The following is a 19,449-nucleotide window of genomic DNA, read 5'->3' as shown; positions in this document are numbered from 1 at the left end:
ATAATTTATCAGCTTGGCAAATTTATGGTATAATAAAATAAAATGGATATATACTGTTAATACACATTGGAGGTATTATGACGATCAGATATGTAAATAATTTAGGAAAAGTAACAATCGATGATTCTGTTATAGCAAATATAGCTGTAGCAAGCGTTATGCAATCTTATGGAGTTGTAGGCCTTGCATCTAGATCTGCTAAGGATGGGATATATAAGCTTCTTGGAGTCAATAACATGCAAAGAGGCGTTGAGGTTATAAGAAGAGATAATGGTACAGTTGCTATTTACATTTCACTATTCTTAGAATATGGAATAAGAATACCTGTGGTATGTCAAAATATAATCGAAAATGTTAAATATAATATTGAAAAATCTTTGAATGTTAATGTTGCAGAAGTAAATATCTATGTTCAAGGAATCAATAGATAGGAGAAGTATGAAAGTTATTGATGCAGGTATGCTCCAACAAATGGTCATTGGAGCTTATAAATATTTAGAAGAGAATAAGTCTTTTGTGGACGAATTAAATGTATTCCCAGTTCCTGATGGGGATACTGGTACAAACATGAATATGACCATGAAATCTGGTGTAGATAAGGTAAACCAAACCAGCGGATTAAGTGTTGAAGAAATTGCTAAAGCTTTAAGTCAAGGTACTCTTATGGGCGCTAGAGGAAACTCTGGAGTTATCCTATCCCAGCTTGTAAGGGGAATGTCAAAAACTCTTAAAGGCAAAGATGAAATCGGCGCTGAGGAAGTAAGAGATATATTTAAAAATGCAGCTAAAACTGCTTATAGGGCTGTTATGCAACCTACAGAAGGTACTATTCTAACTGTTGCAAGAAAAATGGCTGAAAAGGCTGAGGAAGCTTTTGATGATTCCAAGAATCTAGATGATTATCTAGTTGAAATTATTACCGAAGGTCAGATAGCCCTTGATAATACACCAAAACAACTTCCTGTCCTTAAAGAAGCGGGAGTAGTTGACTCAGGTGGACAAGGCTTGATTTTCCTTCTAAGAGGGGCACTTAATGCTTTAAACGGTGATATTGATAGGGATATTGACCTATCATCTTCTGTAAGCGTAGAAGAAGGATCTTATATAATAAAATTCGAACTTATAATTAAAGAAGTCGAGTTTGAAAATATAAGCGATGCTATTGACTCTATATCAACTAGTTTTGATTATGAGTATAAGGATGGTCATCTAAAGGCTGAAGCTCGTTCTGAATATCCACAACAAATAATATCAAAGATTTTAGTTGATGGACTTCTAGTTAAGCTTGAAGTTGAAAATACAGATCCGCATGTAGAAGTTAATGAGTCAAAAGAAGAAAATTTGAAAAAATACGGATTCATTGCAGTTTCAAGAGGCGAGGGTTTTGATGAAATATTAAAATCTATGAATATAGATAAGATTATTTCTGGTGGTCAAACCATGAACCCATCTACAGAAGATATTTATAAAAATATCGAAGAAATTGCTGCTGAAAATATAATTATTTTCCCAAATAATAAGAATATTATTATGTCATCAAAACAAGCTTGTGAATTGACTGATAAAAATGCAATGGTTTTAGGAACAAGATCAATACCTGAGACCTTCACAGCTATGCTTGAGTTTGACGAAGACAGTGATATAGAAGAAAACATTGAAAATATGGCAGATGCAATTGCTGATATGCATACTGTAGAAGTTTCTATTTCTATTAGAGATACAAGTGTAAATAATATTGAAATTAAAAAGGATGACTATATAGGAATCCTAGATGGCAATATTGTTGCGACTAAATCTAATATTGAAGAAACTACTAGAGAAGCAATCAAAATAGCCATTGACAAAGACGACGACATATCTTTAATAACCCTATATTATGGTGAGGAGGCTGATAAAAGAAAGGCTAAAGACCTAGTTAAGAAGCTTTCAAAAGATTATAAGAATATAGATGTCGAATTAGTTTATGGTGGTCAGCCAGTTTATTACTACCAAGCTACCCTTGAGTAGAGAAGTAACAAGTTTAAAGGGAATTGGGCCTAAAAAGGCTCAGGCCCTTGCTAGACTTGATATTTATACAATAAGTGACCTATATTCCTACTATCCGAGAGAATACGAGGATAGGAGGCTTAAGTCAAGCGTTTTAAAAGCTAGTCCAACAAGGTCTTACTATTTTGAATGGAAGGCAATTTCTAAACCCTATGTCAAAAGACTAAAGAATATGACAATTTCTTATATGTATTTTGCAGAAGGTGATTTTAAGAAAATTAGGGTCGTTTGGTTTAATGATAGGTTTTCAATTAGAAAAATACAATTAAATACTTCTTATAAATTTTATACAAAAGTCACTTACAACGAAGGTTTTTACGAAGCTGTAAATCCGTTATTTGAGGACTTGGACGGTGAAGAGATAGGTGGAATTTATTCTATCTACCCACTTACATCTGGCCTAAGTCAGAAAAATTTAAATTCCTTTATAAAAGAAGCTCTAAAAAATTTTGAACCAAGGGAAGAAATTTTATCTAAAGGAATAAAAGAAAAGTTCAACCTTTTGGATAGGGATGAAGCTTTAAATGAAGTCCATTTCCCTAAAGATATTGATACCTTATTAAAGGCTAAATCTGATATAAAAATTGGAGATTTGTTAAAGGAATTAATTTTCTTAGACTATGTAGGAAAGCTACAAAGAACAAAGCAAGAGATAAGTTTAACTTATAATTTGGATGAAATTTTATCGAAACTCGATTTTTCTTTAACTAGGTCCCAATTAAGATCTCTAAAAGAGATATTAGAAGATTCTGGTAAAGAAATTTCAATGAATAGGCTTTTAATAGGTGACGTTGGTTCAGGAAAGACTATTGTTGCTATGCTCGTAATGCTTGTTTTTGCAAAAAATTCCTATCAGTCAGCCATGATGGTACCTACAGAAGTCCTTGCAATCCAACAATTTGAAAAATATAAGGATTTTATGGATAGTTTTGGTGTAGAGCTTGCTCTTTTAACTGGTTCCACAAAGGAAAAAGATGAAATAAAAAGACGACTTAAAGACGGGTCTATAGACATGGTGGTAGGGACTCACGCTTTAATTGAAGACGATGTTGATTTTAAAAACCTAAGACTAGTTGTAAATGATGAACAACACAGGTTTGGAGTTAGGCAAAGGCAAGAACTTGCCAGAAAAGGTATAAATACAAATTATCTCACAATGACTGCTACTCCAATCCCAAGAACCTTAAGTCTTAGAATCAATAAGATGCTTGATTTAAGTATAATAAACGAACTTCCAAAAGGAAGGGCAGAAGTTTTTACTAGTATTATAAATGAAGACCATCAAGAAATTATTTTTGAAAACATAAAAGATAGCCTTGAAGAAGGTAGGCAAGTCTACGTAGTAACAACAAATATTGATGCAGAAGATACAAATTCTGTAGAAAACCTTTATAAAAAATATAAGAAAATTTTCAAACCCTACAGGGTAGAAAAGCTTCATGGCAAATTAAAGCCTAGCATAAAAGAAGATATTTTAGCTAAGTTTAATAATCATGAAATAGATATTATTGTTTCCACAACTGTAATAGAAGTCGGAATCGATGTAGCAAATGCAAACACCATGGTTATTTACAACTCAAATAATTTTGGCTTATCCCAGCTCCACCAACTTAGAGGTAGGGTTGGTAGAGGATCATATGAATCTTATTGTTATCTTATAAGTAAGGATACAAATCCAAATAGTAAGCTAAATATTTTAGTTGATTCCAATGACGGTTTTGTTATTTCTCAAAAAGATTATGAATTAAGAGGTGGGGGAAAGATTTTATCCCTTATCCAGCACGGTAAAAATATTTCTGAGATAGAATACCTAAAAATGACTGAGGAAGAGACCGATAAGACCTTTGAGATTTTTGATTATTTGAAAGAAAATTCTTTTGAAGGTGTAAATCTAGAATATATAAAAGATTATTTTGATGAAGATAAGGATATTATTTTAAACTAATGAAAGTAGTAGCAGGAAAGTACAAGGGATACAATCTATTAAGCCCTAAATCAAAAACATCAAGACCTACTGATAATAAGGTAAAGGAAGCGATTTTTGATATGCTTTATCCTTTTAAGCCTGATTTCAAGGCCTTAGATCTATTTGCAGGTACAGGTCAAATGGGTATAGAATTTTTGTCTAGAGGAGCAAAGGAAGTATATTTTAACGAGAAAAATTATTCTAATTTTTCTATCCTCAAACAAAATTTAGATAAGATAAATTCTTCGGATGTTTTTACATACAAAAATGATTTTATTAGGTGTTTAAAAGATTTCGGAGATAAAAATTTTAAATTTGATTATATTTTTCTTGATCCACCATATGAAACTGATTTCATCAATAAATCCTTGTTTTATATCAAAGAATATGACTTATTGAATGAAGAAGGTATAGTTATTACTGAATCTAGTATGGACATGGATTTTTCTGAAAAATATGGTTTGCATGTTTTAAAAGATAAATCCTATGGAAGGAAATTTATAAAATTTTATACAAAATGAAAATAATTTACCCAGGTAGCTTCGATCCCCTTACTGAGGGCCATATGGACATTATCAAAAGACTAAGCAAAATGTTTGATGAAGTGATTGTTGCTATATTATATAACGAAAATAAAAACTCTTTATTTAGTGTCGATGAGAGAAAAGGCATAATAGAAGAGGCAATTAAAGAAGAAAATTTACCTAATATTTCAATTCATTCTTTCGATGGTCTTTTAGTAAACTTTGCTAAAAGCATAGATGTAAAGCTTGTAGCTAGAGGACTTAGGGGAGTGACAGATTATGAATATGAAAAAAATATTGCAAGGGTTAATTCGACTTTATATGAAGGGCTTGAAACAATCTTTCTTTTAAGCAACCCTTCATATTCATTCGTTAGCTCTAGTGGTGTTAGAGAGATAGCTGCTTTTAAAGGCGATGTATCAGCCTTTGTAAGTCCGAGTGTTGAAAAGAAAATTAAAGAGAAATTTAATTATTAGGAGGAAAAATGGCAAACAAAATTACTGATCTTATTCTTGAGATGGAAGATATAATGGATGAGGCAAGCTCTGTACCTTTTTCAAAAAAAATAGCAGTAGATCCAGATGAGATTTATGAAATCTTAAACGAGATGAAAGACTCTCTTCCAGAAGAAATCAAGCAAGCTCAATGGGTTACTGACGAAAAAGATAGGATTTTATCTGAGGCATCTGCAGAAGCTGATAATAGACTTAGCCAAGCAGAAGGTGAAATCAAAAACTTTAAGGAACAAGCTAAGAGCCAATACCAAAAAATGGTAAGTGAACATGAACTAACCATACAAGCAAGAAATGAAGCTGACAGAATTCTTCAAGAAGCAGCAGCTGAAGCTAAGAAAATAAGACAACAATCTTATGACTATGTTGATAGACTATTTACAGGTTCTGCAGCAAACTTTAGCAAACTTGCACAACAACTTGAACAAAACAAAAACAAAATTCTAGAAAACAAATAAAAATTAGACCTATCGCTAGATAGGTCTATTATTGTGCCTAAAATCATAGTCAATCTCTCTTCCTATGCCAAGATTGTAGAAGTTAGACGCTTCTATCATTTTATTAAAAACTAGAAGGTCTGTAATTTTTAATTTTTTTAAGTCACTTTTATTTATTACAATGTTTAATTTATTGGCCAAATTATTGAAATTTTCGGTAGCTTTATTGTTATAGGCTAGAACTTTTACAAAGGATAAGTCAAGATTGTTTAATTCCATAGTGTTGTCTAAAATGTAATTTAAAACAAGTCTTTTGATTCTTGATTTTGTATATCGTTGAGATGTAGCCTGGTCAATGAAATTATTATATAAATTATTGTCTCTAGCAAGTCTTGCCAAGTAGTTATCAATTCCTTGTTCATATCCTAAGATTTTACACATCGGGTAATCTTCTATAAGAATTTTATATTTAAAAATTTTGTAAATATAATCATAATCAAAAGATTTATATTCATTCATAAAATTTGAAAGCTCTATATAAGATTCAATCGGTATTAGACTTTTAATATCATTATCTAAATTATTTCTAATAGCAGTGGAAGATGCAAAGTTTTTGTCGATTATACTTTGGTCTTCGTTTTTTGTTTTGATTCTATTAATTGGATAGGGCTTGATTTTTGAATTTATTTTATAAAGGGCTCTCATGTATTCAAGGGCCAAGATATTGTTAGATGATAAAAAATCACTACTAACAAAATCTAGAAGTGCCTTATTATGGGATTTTGGATAGGAAAGACCACTAGCAATTAGTGATTTAATTTTAGAGTCAATATTCTTTTCGTTTTCAATTATTACTTTACAAGCTTTTAAAAAATCATCTGTATTTATGTTTTCGATACCAAAGACCAAATAATCAATATTAATTTTATTTAAAATATTTACTGATTTTTTAGCGAAAAATTCTGCGGATTGAAGAGTCACAAAGCTTGGTATTTCGATTACTAGGTCAAAGCCACACTTTACAGCAACACTTGCTCTTGAAAATTTATCCATAATAGCAGCCTCACCTCTTTGAACAAAGTCGCCGCTCATTATAGATATAGCTAAGTCGGCTTTTAATTCTTTTTTTGCCTTATCTAATAAATATTTATGCCCATTGTGAAAGGGGTTAAATTCAGAAATTATTCCTAAAGTTTTCATACGAACTCCTTTATTTATCTTACTATACTAACTTTTCAGATACTTATCACTAGGAGATATTTATTGATGGAATTTGTTTGATATTTATGAATAAAATTTTCAATTAAGGGGTGATTATGGTATAATAATTAAAGAAATATCAACTAGGAGGAATTATGATTTCAGCAAATGATTTAAGAAAAGGTGTAACATTCGTTTACGACAACGATGTATATCAAGTAGTAGATTTCCAACACGTTAAACCAGGTAAGGGAGCTGCCTTTGTTAGAGCAAAAATTAGATCTGTAATGAATGGTGGTGCAAAAGACGTAACCTTTAACCCAAATGAAAAATTTGAGAATGCTATTATCTCTACAAAAGAAATGCAATATTTATACAATGATGGTCAATTATATTACTTTATGGACCCAGAAAGTTTCGAACAAATAGGAATTGAAGAAGACAATGTTAAGGATGCAATTATCTACGTTAGAGAAAATGATACAGTTTTAATTAAGTTCTACCAAGGCAAGCCATTCTCAATTGATCCACAAAACTTTGTAGAATTAAAGGTAGTAAAGACAGAACCTGGTGTTAAAGGCGATACAGCAACTAACGTAACAAAACCAGCTACAGTTGAAACTGGAGCAGTAATAAATGTTCCAATTTTCGTAAATGAAGGCGATGTAATTAAAATAGATACAAGAAGCGGCGAATATCTATCAAGAGCTTAGGAGATATTAATGTCAAATACTTTCAAAGATGGTTCAGTAAAAATAGCTGATGAGGTTTTAGATCAAATAGCTATCCAAGCAGCCAATGATGTTTATGGAGTTTATGAAGAAAATTCTGATGAAGGATTTATTCATTCACTCCAAGCGAAAACAACAAAAACATCAATTAGAAATGTTAGTGGAAATCTTGTTATTGATCTTGACCTTTCATTAGATAAGAATGTCAATGTAAGAAAAACAGTTAAAAAAATCCAAGAAAATGTCAAAAATGTAGTTGAGACCATGACAGGTCTTATCGTTAGCAAAATTAACGTTAATATTAGTAAATTAGAAATCTAATGAAGAGAACTGACCAAAGAGAATGGGTTTTTAAACTCATTTTTCAAGACACAATTAATAAAATTGAAGATGATGTAGAAATATTAGCAAACCACGACCTTAGTGGGGATGAAACTTTTATTGTCGATTCTATCAAATCATACAAGAATAATTTTGAAAAAATTGACCACATACTACAGGAAAATATCCCTAAGGGCATGCCAAAACTAAGTAGGGTTGTTAAGTCTATTATTTATTTATCTATAAATGAAATCTATTTTTTAGATATACCAGTGTCAGTTTCTATTAATGAAGCAGTTAACCTAGCTAAGAAGTTTTCTGCTGAAGATGACTATAAGATAGTTAATCTAATTTTAGGTAATATAGTAAGAAATGATAATAAATGAGAAAGCCTCTAAGTGTAAAGCAATTTAATGAGTATGTAAAATCAAATATCAAACACGATCCAATTTTTCAGAGAATAAATTTGATCGGTGAGCTTTGCAATGTGAGGGTTAATAACTACCACCTTTATTTTTCCTTAAAAGAAGGAACTGACATCATTGATGCTGTAATCTATTATTATGAAGATAAGGATATAAGTTTTGACTTTAGCCCTGGTAAGGAAGTAATTATCAGGGGAAACTTATCTTTCAATAATTACTCATCAAGACTAATTATAGTAGCATCTGAGATAGAGGATGTTGGTTTATCAAAAGAATTTAAAGAATTTCTTAAAATGCAAGAGGAATTTAAAGCAAAGGGATATTTTGACATTGAAAACAAAAATCCAATCCCAAAATTAGTTAAAAAAGTGGGTCTTATTACATCAAAAGATGGGGCAGCTATAGTGGACTTTCTAGCTATGATTAATAGCAGGGCAAATGACATACATATCTATTTAGATCCAGTCAAAGTTCAAGGTGACCAAGCTGAGGATTTGGTAGCTAAAGCAATAAATAGGCTTGATAAACTAGGCCTCGATGTAATTGTTATCACCAGAGGCGGAGGGTCTAATGAAGACCTTTCAAGCTTCAACCAAAGAAAAATAATAGAAGCAGTCCATGATGCAAAAACTCCTATTATTTCTGCTATAGGACATAATATTGATACAACATTAATAGATTATACGAGTGATTTGAGTCTACAAACTCCTACAGAAGCAGGGTCTTACCTTATAGCTGACTACATAGACTATGAAAAATTTTTAAAAGAAAAATTTGTAAGAGCAAGGTCAAAGATACAATCGACTCTGGATATGAGGAGTTTGAGCCTTAAGATTCTAGAATCAAAGTTAGAAAATTCATCACCAAGAAAACTTATTGATGATAGGCTTAAAGATCTAAGGTCTATAAACAAAAATCTTGACATGGCTATGGAAAGCTTATTAACCTATAACGGAACTAAACTAAACAACCTAACTCATAAATTTGACTACTTAACAAAGCTTATAGATATGAGAAAGAATCAAATTGAAATAAATTTTGATGGTACAAATATCTATTCTGCTCACAGTTTAAAGATAGGCGATGGGTTTGACCTAGTATTCAGTGACGGAAAATTAAAGGCGAGGATAATTGATGGATAAATCTTTTGAAGACCAATATAAAAAAATAGAAGAAATTTTAGATAAAATTGAAAATAATAGGGACAATCTAGATGAATCAATTAAGCTCTATGACCAAGCCAAGAAAATGTATAGGGAACTTGAAGAAAAGCTTGTGGATTATAGGGCTAAGGTGGAAGTTATAAGTAATGATGAATAAAGAAAAGTTTTTGAAAATTTTTAATGAAGATAAGGATATAATAGATAAGGAAGCTAAATCTTATTTTAGTCCAGACAATATCTTAGAAGAGGCCATGGCCTATGCAACAGATGGTGGAAAGAGGATAAGGGCTTTTCTGTATCTAGAAACCAAGAAAATGTTTTCACAAATTACAGATGAAGATGACTATAAACTTGCCCTAGCCTTAGAATTTATTCATGCCTATTCTCTTGTTCACGACGATCTTCCAGCAATGGATAATGATGATTTTAGGAGGGGGCAGCCTAGTGTTCACAAAAAATATGGTGAAGATATAGGAATTCTCACAGGCGATGCACTTTTAAATGAAGCTGCTATAATATTATTTGATTTAGCAAAATCCAATGCTTCATTCATTAAGGCAGGTTCGTATATGCTTCAAAGAGCGTCTAGGTTTGGAATGATAGGAGGCCAGGTCATAGATTTAAGAAGGGGCGCGTCCTATGATTTAGATTATCTTTTAGATGTGTATAAGAAAAAAACATCGGATTTATTTAAAGCGGCTTGTGTTCCTGCAGGTATTGTATCTGGGGTAGATGAGGAAACTATAGGAAAAATAGAAAATTTTGCAGAAAACTTAGGTCTTGCCTTTCAAATTCAGGATGATTTATTAGAAGATACATATGAAGATGAATTAAACATCATAAATGTTATGTCAAAAGACGAAGCAATAGTGCTTTTGGAAAAAGTTAATGATAGAGCAAAAGATTCAATAAAAGATTTTCAAAATAATGAAGTATTATCATTTTTAATTGACTACCTGTCAAGTCGAAGTTATTAGGGGAAATTATGAAAAAATATACTAGACAAAGATTAATATTAGATATTATTCAGAATAATGACGTCAGAACCCAAAGCCAACTTTCTGATATGTTAAAATCTCAAGGAGTAAACGCTACACAAGCAACTATTTCTAGAGATATTAAGGAGCTTAGGATATCAAAGGTTCAAAGTGATGATTATGAATATAAATATACTGTAGTAGATGCTGTATACGATACACTTACAGAAAGAATTGAGAAGATTTTTAAGGAAGCAGTGCTTTCAGTAGAAAAATCAGCCCAGATGATTGTAATTAAAACAATTTCTTATTGTGCAACTGTTTGTGGTCAATATATAACAAATGAGAAATTGGAAAATATTGGTGGTATGGTTACAGGAATTGATACAATATTTATCACTCCAAAAGACTTTGAATCAATTGATGCCCTTGTAGAAGAAATTAGGAATCTTATCAAATAATGCTTGCTGAGCTTTACATAGATAATTTTATCATAATAAAAAAAGACCATATTTTTTTTGAAGATAAATTTAATGTGTTAACTGGCGAGACAGGGTCTGGCAAGTCCATAATACTCGAGGCAATAAACCTACTTTTAGGCAAAAGAGCCAGTAAGGATACTATAGGAAATTTCAAAGATCAGACAATTATAGAAGCCGTTTTTATATTAAAAGACTCTTTAATCAATAAATTTGTAAACCTTGGCATAAGCTTTGATGATGATAAGCTAATAATAACAAGGAATATTGGTAAAAATTCATCAAGTATAAGGATTAATGGCAGGCTATCAAATATTAATATTCTTAAAGAAATAAGTGATGATCTTATAGATATTTATAAGCAAGGCGATTCTAATATCTATATGAATAAGGCTAATTACATTGACCTTATTGATTCTTATCAAAATGATCAAAGAACTAGAGAACTAAGAAAGAATTTGTCCGACCTATATAAGGAAAAAAATGATTATCTTAGACGTTTCAAAGATTTTGATCTTACTAATGAAGAATTGACCAGAGAAAGAGATCTCATAAAATATCAGATTGATGAGATTGATAGTATAGATCTTTTTAATATAGATGAAGAAGAGATAGAGCATGAATATAAGAGGCTTACAAATATAACTAGTTTAAAGGAAGGCTTTTATAAGACACTTGAACTTATTGACTCAAATGATTATGACAAGCCATCTATAAGCAGTCTATTAAGTGAAGCATCTTCAAATATTGGAGATTTCATAGAAATAGATCACAAGTCGTCTGAACTTTATAATAGGCTAGTTTCTTTATCAGATGAACTTGATGATATTTATTCAGAAGCTGATTCTTATGTAGATTTTTTATCGACTGATCCAGAAAAATTAGAGACTTTGGAAGAACTAAATAAAAAACTTTTTGACCTTAAGAGGAAATATGGAAATAATATTGAAGATATTAAAGAATATTATGAATCAATGAAAGAAAGACTAGAAGAATTAGACCAAATTGATGATCTAAGGAACAACTTAACTAGTATTTTAGCCAATGTTGATGAAAAAATGGTCGAAAACTCCGAAGAAATTCATGACATTAGACTTAAGAAGATAGAAAGCCTTGAAAAATCTCTTAATAAAGAAATAGTGGAATTAAATATAAAAAATGGTAAATTTAAAGTCGACCTTAAAAAGAAAGATAGTATCGATAAGCTTGGCTTTGATGATATTGACTTTTTAATTAGAACAAATAAGGGAGAAAATTTAACATCTCTCACCAAGACGGCCTCAGGCGGAGAAATTTCAAGAATTATGCTTGCCTTCAAGGAAGTTTTTGCAAGTTTTGATGATATAGATACAATGATATTTGATGAAATAGATACAGGCATAAGTGGTAGGACTGCTCAAATAGTAGGAGAAAAAATCCTGGATTTGTCAAAGAAAAGACAAGTTATAGCCATAAGCCACTTGCCACAAATAGCATCACTTGCAAATAATCATATTTTAATTAGCAAGGAAGATTGCGGCAACTTTACTATATCTAGTTCAAAAAATATCAAAGAAGACGAGAGAACCCTTGAAATAGCAAGGCTAATTGGTGGGGTCGATATAACTGAAACTACTATTAAATCAGCCAGAGAAATTTTGGAAATGGCGGAGGATCTAAGAAATGAACGAAGAAAAGTTTTATGAGAAGACAATAAAGTCTGATACTATTTATGATGGAAAGATATTAAAACTAAGGGTAGAAACTGTAGAACTTGAGAATAAAAGATATTCAAAAAGGGAAATAGTCGACCATCAAAAGGGAGTAGGAATTATTGCCTTTGACGGACCTGATAAGATATGGATGGTTAGTCAATATAGGAAGGCGATTGACAAGGTAACTTTAGAAATCCCAGCAGGTCTTGTTGATCCTGGTGAGTTACCAATTGAAACAGCTAAAAGAGAACTTCAAGAAGAAGTTGGATATTTCCCAGAAAGGGTGACCTATCTATTTGATATGCACGCTTCTCCTGGATTTACCAACGATAAATTGTCATTTTTTGTAGCAGAAGATTTGGTGGAATCATCCCTAGACTTAGATGAGGATGAAAATCTAACAAGTAGGTCTTACTTAGTTACTGACTTATATCAAATGGTAGAAAATGGTGAAATTACTGATGCTAAATCAATAATAGCTATTTTTTATGCCCTAAGAAGAATAAATGAAGCTTAATATTAAGCTTGAAGATTTTGAAGGTCCTTTTGATTTACTTTTAAAGTTAATCGACAGGGAAAAAATAGATATTTACGATGTAAAAATAGAAGAGATAACAAACCCATTTTTAGAAGAAATGGCTAAGATGGATATTGATATATCAATGTTATCTGAATTTATATATACTTCATCGATACTTTTGACAATTAAGGCTAATAAACTTTTGCCTAAGGCAGAAAATGAAAATCTTGAAGAAGACTTCTTATCTTATCTTATAGAATATAAAAAAATAAAGTCAGTCCAAGACGATTTTAAAACCTTAGAAGAAGAAGCTAGAAAGATTCACTCGAAATATCAAGAAGACCTTTCAGCATTTCAAAGTGAAACTTTAGTAATTTCTCAAGATGTGGATATATTATCACAAGAATTTTCTAAATTGATAAAAAGGCTAGAAAAAGAAAAACAGAGTGAAGAAAAGATTTTTGAACAGGTAAAAATACCTGATGTTAATACCTACTTAATGAGTCTTAGGAAAACTTTAAACTTTTCAAAGGAGCTAAATCTTGTAGATATTACTAGGAGGATAAACTCTAAAGCAGAATGTATTGCAACCTTTTTGGCCTTATTAGAGATGGTAAAGTTAAATGAAATATATATAAAGCAAACAGAGATAAATTCATTTAAAATTGTTAAGAGGGTTAAATGACTGATATTTACTTAAAGGGCCTTATAGAAGAGGTCCTATATGTATGGGCAGAGCCTATAAGTATAGACGAAATAAGTAAAATTTTATATGATTATTCTAAGGTTGATATTAAAAAAAGCCTTGAAGAAATGATAAAAGAGAGAGAAGACTTAGATAGCGGCCTTATTATAAGAAATTTCAACGGTTTATATCAGTTTACAACCAGAAAGGCAAGTGATAAGTATTTTGAGTCACTTCTTTCAAAATCAGAAAAAAAATTAACAAATTCAACTCTTGAGACCCTATCGATAATTGCCTACAAACAGCCAATCACAAGAGTAGAAATTGATAAGATTAGGGGGGTTAATTCCCAATCAACAATAGATTCTCTTATAGATAAAAAACTAATTACAGAAAAAGGAAGACTAGATAAGATTGGTAAACCTATTATCTATGGTACAACTGCAGAGTTTTTAAAATACTTTAACCTGAATTCCCTTAAAGACCTGCCTGAGATAAGGATTGATAATAATGAGGATTAACAAATATATAGCCCATTCAGGATACACTTCAAGACGCAAGGCTGATGAGCTTATTATTGCCGGCAAGGTTAAAATTAATGGACAAGTTATTATTGAACCAGGTATTAAAGTTAATGACGGAGATAGGGTAGAAGTTAGTGGGAAAGTTTTAGAAATAGAAAAAAAGTTTTATATAAAATTATATAAGCCTGTTGGCTTTATCACATCGAACTTTGATCCATATAATGAAAAAGACCTAAATGATCTTATAGATATTGATGAGAGATTTTTTGCTGCTGGAAGGCTAGATAAGGATAGCGAAGGCCTATTGATAATAACTAATGATGGTGACTTTACAAACAATCTTATCCATCCAAAATTCAAACTTGATAAGGAATATATAGTACGAATTGATAGGAAACTTAATAAAAATCAAGAAAAAAGATTTGAAGATGGCCTAGATATAGGAAATGGTGAAAAGACTTCAGATGCTAAACTAGAATACTTGGGGGACAATACATACAGGGTAATAATTCATCAAGGCTATAATAGGCAGATCAGAAGGATGTTTAAGGTTTTTAATGCTAATGTAATTAATTTAAAGAGAATTAGGATTGGTAAAATTAAACTTTCTGACCTTAAGGAAAAAGAGTACAGATATTTTAATGATGAAGAATTAAAATTTGTAGAAGAAATTAGAAGATAGGAGACTATCTTTTTTTGTGGGATAAATATGAAAAGAATCGGAATAATTGGCGGAGGGCCTGCAGGCCTTATGGCAGCAATATGTGCAAAAAATAAAAATAATCACGTAACCATATTCGAGGCTAATGATAAAGCAGGAAAGAAACTCTTAATGACTGGTGGCGGAAGGTGTAACATTACAAATTCTGCATATTTTGAAGATTTTTTAGAAAATGTAGTAACTAATAAAAAATTTATTTACTCGGCTTTTACAAAATTTGATAATTACGCCTTATTAAATTTCTTAAATCAAAATGGTTTGGAGACAATTATAGAAGAAGATGGAAGAATTTTTCCAAAAAGCGAAAAGGCAACTGATGTTTTAAGATTTTTTGAAAGGCAAATAATAGAAAAAGAAATAGATTTAAGGACCAAGACAAAAATTAAAAAAGTTTATAAGGATGAAGTTTTTTATCTTACTGATCAAGATGATAAGACATATACTTTTGATTATTTAATAATAGCGACAGGTGGCAAGTCTTATCCGAGGACAGGTTCTGACGGAAATGGATACTTATTAGCAAGCAAATTAGGCCATAAAATTATTACGACAAAGGCAGTTCTAGTACCAATTTTTATTAATAATAAACTATCCTTAAGGGCTCAATCCTTTAGGGATGTAAGATTAAATATTAAGACTAGTGATGAAAATATATCTGTTAGTGGAGATTTGTTGATAAATGGAAATTTTTTAACCGGACCTGCTGCCCTTAGGGCTTCTTCGTTTATAGTGGATAAAAATATTGTGGACTTTTCTATAGATTTTTTACCAGACCTAACTTATAATGAATTAGAAAAGAATATTTTATATTTTCTAAATGAAAATCCGAAAAAAACATTAGGGAATGCATTAAAAGCTCTTATTAATTTTTCTTTACTTGAAGAAATTTTAAGACTAGGGAAAATTGACATAAATAAAAAATCAAGTGAGCTTACGAAAAATGATAGGAAGGCTATAGTTTCACATTTAAAAGACTTCAAAATTGACTTTGCTAGGCTGGGTTCTTTTGAATCGGCTGTTGTAACAAGGGGAGGAGTAGATTTAAAGGATATTAATCCCCAAAATATGGAGTCTAAATTGATAGATGGCTTATTTTTTGTCGGAGAAATCTTAGATATAGATAGTCTCACAGGCGGATTTAATTTACAAACATATTTTTCAACAGCCTATGCTGCTGGAACTTTTATTAAGGAGAATACATGACTTATATAATTGCAGTTGATGGACCTAGTGGATCTGGAAAATCAACTATATCTCAAATTATAGCAAAAAAATTAAATATAGAGTACTTAAACACCGGTCTTATGTATAGGGCTGTCACAAAATATTTTCTAGACAATAATCTTGATGAACAAACAGACGATGAAATACTTAAAAGGATTTTAGAAGAAATAAGTATTGATTTTAAGGATAATAGATTATTATTAAATGGAATTGATGTGACAGATAAGCTAAGAAACGATGAGGTGACAGCCAATGTTTCTTGGGTTTCTGCGAGATCTTATGTAAGGGAGAAAATGGTAGACCTCCAAAGAAAAATTGCAGAAAATACATCCTTTATACTTGATGGTAGAGATATTGGAAGCGTAGTTTTTCCCGATGCTAAGTATAAGTTTTATCTAACTGCATCCGCTATTACTAGAGCGAAAAGACGTTTTGACCAGGGAGAATCTGACATGACAATAGAAGAAATAGAAAAAGCTATTATCAAAAGAGATAATTATGATTCAAATAGGAAAGTTGCACCACTTAAAATAGCAGAAGGTGCTGTTGTTATAGATAGTTCTGATTTAGATATTAACCAGACAGTTGATAAAATACTATCATATATGGAGAAAGATGATGTTTTATAATATAGTAGTTGCTATTTTAAGAGTATTATTTTTCCCATTTTTTAGGATAAAGGTTCATGGTAAGGAAAATATACCAGAAAATCCAGCTATAATTGCCTGTGCTAATCATTGGTCAAACCTAGATCCATTTTTCTTAGCCCTAGGCTTGCCGCTAAAATTTAATTTTATGGCAAAAAAAGAATTATTTGAAATTCCAGTTTTAAGAAATATTTTAAAGGCAGCGGGAGTTTTTCCTATCGACCGCCATGGTAATGACCTAAAAGCTTTAAGATATGCAATAGGACTAATAAAAGACGGGAAGACTCTAGGGATTTTTCCTGAAGGCACAAGAGTAAAACAAATTTCTCGTGAAAATATGCATGAAGGTGTAGGATTTATAGCTCTTAAGGCCAAAGCAGATATACTCCCAATTGAGATTGTTACAAATTATAAGTTGTTCTCTAGGGTAGATATTTATGTAAAAGAGCCTATAGAGATTATAAAATTTCAGGAAATAAAAAATAAAGAAGCTATGAGTATGATAAGTGATGAAATATTTGAAAATATTTATGAACATAGAAATGTCTTAGGAAGAGAAAATAATGGAAATAATTAAAGCAGAAAATTCTGGTTTTTGTTTTGGCGTAAAAAGAAGTGTGGACTTAGCAGAAAAGGCACTTGAAAGTGGGAAAAAGGCTTATTGCCTGGGTCCTTTAATACACAATCCCCAGCTTGTTGAAGATTTCGAAAAGAGAGGCCTAACTGTTATTGATCACGAGGAAGCTCTAAATATCAAGGATAGCTTGATTGTTATTAGAGCCCATGGAGAAAGTAAAGCTCTAAAAGAAAAGCTAATTGAAAATGGAAATGAGCTTTACGATGCAACATGCCCTGTTCTTACTAATATATATAAAAGAATTACAGAAAAAGAAAATGAAGGCTATCAAGTAATAATTGTTGGAGATAAAAATCATCCAGAAATAATTGCTATGGACTCTTGCATAAATAAGGGTATAATAGTTGGAGATGAGACTGAAGCAAAAAATATTAAGAATTATGATAAGCTATATGTGGTAAGCCAAACCACAAATAGGTTAGAGTTTTTCAGAAATATTGCTAACAAGTTAGAAGAAAATAATGATAGTGTAGTAATAGAAAACACAATCTGCAATGCAACTAAGTTAAGGCAAGACTCAGCAAAAAAACTTGCGAGTCAAGTGGATTGCATGATTGTAGTTGGTGGTTTTAATAGTTCTAATACAAACAAGCTATATCAAGTAGCTAGTTTGTTTTGTAAAAATGTTTTTAGGATTGAAACTGTTAAAGATCTACCTTTGCAAAAGCTCTCTAAATTTAAAAAATTAGGAATAATCGCAGGAGCGTCTACGCCTGAGTCGATTATCGAGGAGGTAGTAAGTAGTATGGATGAATTCACAAAAGAAGAATTTATGAACAGTCTGGAGGATAGTTTAAAGAAGATTTACCCAAAAGAGGTAATCAAAGGTACAGTAATCAACGTTAAGGATGATGAAGTATTTGTTGACATCCAATATCGTGCAGATGGTATTGTTAAACTAGACGAAATGACTGAAGAAGAAAAACAAGATCCAAAAAACAGTTTTGAAGTTGGCGATGACATTGATGTATATGTTATCAAACTTGACGACGGTGAAGGCAATGTATCCCTTTCTACAAGAAGAGTAGAAGGAATGAAAGCTTGGACAGAACTAGCTGAAAAATACGAAAATGATGAACTAGTTCATGGTAAAGTTACAAGCTTCAATAAGGGTGGCCTTACAGTTGAAGTTAATGGCGTAAATGGTTTTGTACCAGCTAGCCAAATCGCAACATATTTCGTTAAAAATCTAAAGAAATTCGTTGGTGAAGAATGGGATCTTAAGATCATCAGCATCGATGAAAGAAAAAATAGACTAGTTTTATCTAGAAAAGATGTTTTAGAAGCAGAACTAGATGACCTTTGGGAAGAGCTTGAAGAAGGTCAAGTAGTAGAAGGTAAAGTTGCAAGACTTACTGACTTTGGTGCATTCGTAGAAGTAAATGGTCTTGATGGTCTACTTCACGTTTCTGACATTGCTTGGACAAGAGTAGAACATCCATCAGATGTTCTAAAAGTAGGCGATGACATAGAAGTTAAGATTTTAAAACTAAACAAAGAGAAAAACAGAATCTCTCTTGGACGTAAACAACTTCTTGAAAAACCATTCGAAAAATTTGTTAACGAACACGAAGTTGGCGATGTAGTTGAAGGTAAGGTTGTAAACCTACTTGACTTCGGTGCTTTCGTTGAAGTAGCAGATGGTGTTGAAGGTCTAGTACACGTTTCTGAAATTTCTTGGGAACACGTAGAAAAACCATCAGATGAATTAAATGTTGGTGATACAATTGAAGTTAAAATAATCTCAATTGATAAAGAAGAAGAAAAAGTTGGACTTTCTATTAAGGCTCTTAAAGAAGCACCAGAAAGACCAGAAAGAAAGCCAAGAAAACAAGCTAGAACCAACGATAAACCAAGAAGAAAAGTTGAAAGAGATAACTCAAAAGCCTTTGGTGATGATGACCTAAACAACAACCTTGGTGATATGCTTGCTCAAGCTTTATCAGAACAAGGATCTGAAGATTTACTAGGTTCTATCGAAGAAGACGCTGAGTAAAATTAATAATTAAAAAGGGA

Annotated in this window: 23 protein-coding genes; 22 read left to right on the top strand and 1 reads right to left on the bottom strand. The window is 31.4% G+C overall.

Features of this window, described 5'->3' with window-relative positions; all coding sequences use genetic code 11:
* Positions 1-77 precede the first annotated feature (77 nt).
* The 6 genes from K8P03_RS09500 to K8P03_RS09475 are packed head-to-tail and all read left to right on the top strand — an operon-like array spanning position 78 to position 5,506.
* Positions 78-431: an Asp23/Gls24 family envelope stress response protein gene (locus K8P03_RS09500; protein WP_223420445.1), complete on the top strand. Its 354-nt coding sequence runs from the start codon at positions 78-80 to the stop codon at positions 429-431.
* A gap of 7 nt (positions 432-438) precedes the next feature.
* Positions 439-2,007 carry a DAK2 domain-containing protein gene (locus tag K8P03_RS09495; protein ID WP_223420444.1) on the top strand — a complete coding sequence of 523 codons (1,569 nt, stop codon included), beginning with the start codon at positions 439-441 and terminating at the stop codon, positions 2,005-2,007.
* Positions 2,000-3,991 carry an ATP-dependent DNA helicase RecG gene (locus K8P03_RS09490; RefSeq protein ID WP_223420443.1) on the top strand — a complete coding sequence of 664 codons (1,992 nt, stop codon included), beginning with the start codon at positions 2,000-2,002 and terminating at the stop codon, positions 3,989-3,991. Before K8P03_RS09495 ends, K8P03_RS09490 begins: the two co-directional genes overlap by 8 nt.
* Positions 3,991-4,533 carry a 16S rRNA (guanine(966)-N(2))-methyltransferase RsmD gene (gene rsmD / locus K8P03_RS09485; RefSeq protein WP_223420442.1) on the top strand — a complete coding sequence of 181 codons (543 nt, stop codon included), beginning with the start codon at positions 3,991-3,993 and terminating at the stop codon, positions 4,531-4,533. The genes K8P03_RS09490 and rsmD overlap by 1 nt, the downstream gene beginning before the upstream one ends.
* A complete protein-coding gene (coaD, locus tag K8P03_RS09480; RefSeq protein ID WP_223420441.1) occupies positions 4,530-5,012 on the top strand; it encodes a pantetheine-phosphate adenylyltransferase in 483 nt (160 codons plus the stop codon). The genes rsmD and coaD overlap by 4 nt, the downstream gene beginning before the upstream one ends.
* An 8-nt stretch (positions 5,013-5,020) precedes the next feature.
* A complete protein-coding gene (locus tag K8P03_RS09475; RefSeq protein ID WP_223420440.1) occupies positions 5,021-5,506 on the top strand; it encodes an ATPase in 486 nt (161 codons plus the stop codon).
* A gap of 15 nt (positions 5,507-5,521) precedes the next feature.
* On the opposite strand, the gene K8P03_RS09470 is transcribed toward K8P03_RS09475, so the two are convergent.
* Positions 5,522-6,685 carry a tRNA(Met) cytidine acetate ligase gene (locus K8P03_RS09470; protein WP_223420439.1) on the bottom strand — a complete coding sequence of 388 codons (1,164 nt, stop codon included), beginning with the start codon at positions 6,683-6,685 and terminating at the stop codon, positions 5,522-5,524.
* A gap of 155 nt (positions 6,686-6,840) precedes the next feature.
* On the opposite strand from K8P03_RS09470, the gene efp reads away from it, so the two are divergent.
* Genes efp through K8P03_RS09390 form a run of 16 tightly spaced genes read left to right on the top strand, consistent with a single transcriptional unit; the run spans position 6,841 to position 19,429 of the window.
* Positions 6,841-7,398 carry an elongation factor P gene (efp, locus tag K8P03_RS09465; protein WP_223420438.1) on the top strand — a complete coding sequence of 186 codons (558 nt, stop codon included), beginning with the start codon at positions 6,841-6,843 and terminating at the stop codon, positions 7,396-7,398.
* A 9-nt stretch (positions 7,399-7,407) separates the two neighbouring features.
* Complete coding sequence (locus K8P03_RS09460) at positions 7,408-7,737, top strand: Asp23/Gls24 family envelope stress response protein (RefSeq protein WP_223420437.1); 330 nt, start codon at positions 7,408-7,410, stop codon at positions 7,735-7,737.
* Positions 7,737-8,123 (top strand): transcription antitermination protein NusB, encoded by a 387-nt coding sequence (locus tag K8P03_RS09455; RefSeq protein WP_223420436.1) that lies wholly within the window; start codon positions 7,737-7,739, stop codon positions 8,121-8,123. The genes K8P03_RS09460 and K8P03_RS09455 overlap by 1 nt, the downstream gene beginning before the upstream one ends.
* Positions 8,120-9,304, top strand: a complete 1,185-nt coding sequence (xseA, locus tag K8P03_RS09450) for an exodeoxyribonuclease VII large subunit (RefSeq protein ID WP_223420435.1) — start codon at positions 8,120-8,122, stop codon at positions 9,302-9,304. Before K8P03_RS09455 ends, xseA begins: the two co-directional genes overlap by 4 nt.
* On the top strand, positions 9,297-9,482 hold the full coding sequence (gene xseB, locus K8P03_RS09445) for an exodeoxyribonuclease VII small subunit (RefSeq protein WP_223420434.1): 186 nt from the start codon (positions 9,297-9,299) through the stop codon (positions 9,480-9,482). Before xseA ends, xseB begins: the two co-directional genes overlap by 8 nt.
* Positions 9,472-10,302: a polyprenyl synthetase family protein gene (locus K8P03_RS09440; protein ID WP_223420433.1), complete on the top strand. Its 831-nt coding sequence runs from the start codon at positions 9,472-9,474 to the stop codon at positions 10,300-10,302. Before xseB ends, K8P03_RS09440 begins: the two co-directional genes overlap by 11 nt.
* Before the next feature lie 8 nt (positions 10,303-10,310).
* The gene (locus K8P03_RS09435; RefSeq protein WP_223420432.1) at positions 10,311-10,763 is read left to right on the top strand and encodes an arginine repressor; all 453 of its coding nucleotides are present in this window, start codon (positions 10,311-10,313) and stop codon (positions 10,761-10,763) included.
* Positions 10,763-12,466: a DNA repair protein RecN gene (gene recN, locus K8P03_RS09430; protein WP_223420431.1), complete on the top strand. Its 1,704-nt coding sequence runs from the start codon at positions 10,763-10,765 to the stop codon at positions 12,464-12,466. The genes K8P03_RS09435 and recN overlap by 1 nt, the downstream gene beginning before the upstream one ends.
* Positions 12,444-12,992: an NUDIX hydrolase gene (locus K8P03_RS09425; RefSeq protein WP_223420430.1), complete on the top strand. Its 549-nt coding sequence runs from the start codon at positions 12,444-12,446 to the stop codon at positions 12,990-12,992. The genes recN and K8P03_RS09425 overlap by 23 nt, the downstream gene beginning before the upstream one ends.
* Entirely contained in the window at positions 12,982-13,680 is a 699-nt protein-coding gene (locus tag K8P03_RS09420) for a segregation and condensation protein A (protein WP_223420429.1), read from the top strand. The genes K8P03_RS09425 and K8P03_RS09420 overlap by 11 nt, the downstream gene beginning before the upstream one ends.
* Entirely contained in the window at positions 13,677-14,201 is a 525-nt protein-coding gene (gene scpB / locus K8P03_RS09415) for an SMC-Scp complex subunit ScpB (protein ID WP_223420428.1), read from the top strand. Before K8P03_RS09420 ends, scpB begins: the two co-directional genes overlap by 4 nt.
* Positions 14,191-14,886, top strand: a complete 696-nt coding sequence (locus tag K8P03_RS09410; protein WP_223420427.1) for a pseudouridine synthase — start codon at positions 14,191-14,193, stop codon at positions 14,884-14,886. The genes scpB and K8P03_RS09410 overlap by 11 nt, the downstream gene beginning before the upstream one ends.
* Before the next feature lie 27 nt (positions 14,887-14,913).
* Positions 14,914-16,128: a BaiN/RdsA family NAD(P)/FAD-dependent oxidoreductase gene (locus K8P03_RS09405; protein ID WP_223420426.1), complete on the top strand. Its 1,215-nt coding sequence runs from the start codon at positions 14,914-14,916 to the stop codon at positions 16,126-16,128.
* A complete protein-coding gene (gene cmk / locus K8P03_RS09400; RefSeq protein WP_223420425.1) occupies positions 16,125-16,778 on the top strand; it encodes a (d)CMP kinase in 654 nt (217 codons plus the stop codon). The genes K8P03_RS09405 and cmk overlap by 4 nt, the downstream gene beginning before the upstream one ends.
* Entirely contained in the window at positions 16,768-17,373 is a 606-nt protein-coding gene (locus tag K8P03_RS09395; RefSeq protein ID WP_223420424.1) for a lysophospholipid acyltransferase family protein, read from the top strand. The genes cmk and K8P03_RS09395 overlap by 11 nt, the downstream gene beginning before the upstream one ends.
* A complete protein-coding gene (locus tag K8P03_RS09390) occupies positions 17,360-19,429 on the top strand; it encodes a bifunctional 4-hydroxy-3-methylbut-2-enyl diphosphate reductase/30S ribosomal protein S1 (protein ID WP_223420423.1) in 2,070 nt (689 codons plus the stop codon). Before K8P03_RS09395 ends, K8P03_RS09390 begins: the two co-directional genes overlap by 14 nt.
* Positions 19,430-19,449: the final 20 nt, after the last annotated feature.

Origin of the sequence: Anaerococcus murdochii, assembly GCF_019957155.1 — a bacterium.
Classification (GTDB): domain Bacteria; phylum Bacillota; class Clostridia; order Tissierellales; family Peptoniphilaceae; genus Anaerococcus; species Anaerococcus murdochii.
Note: the sequence above shows the minus strand (reverse complement) of the source record. Positions and strands in the feature narration are given on the sequence as shown.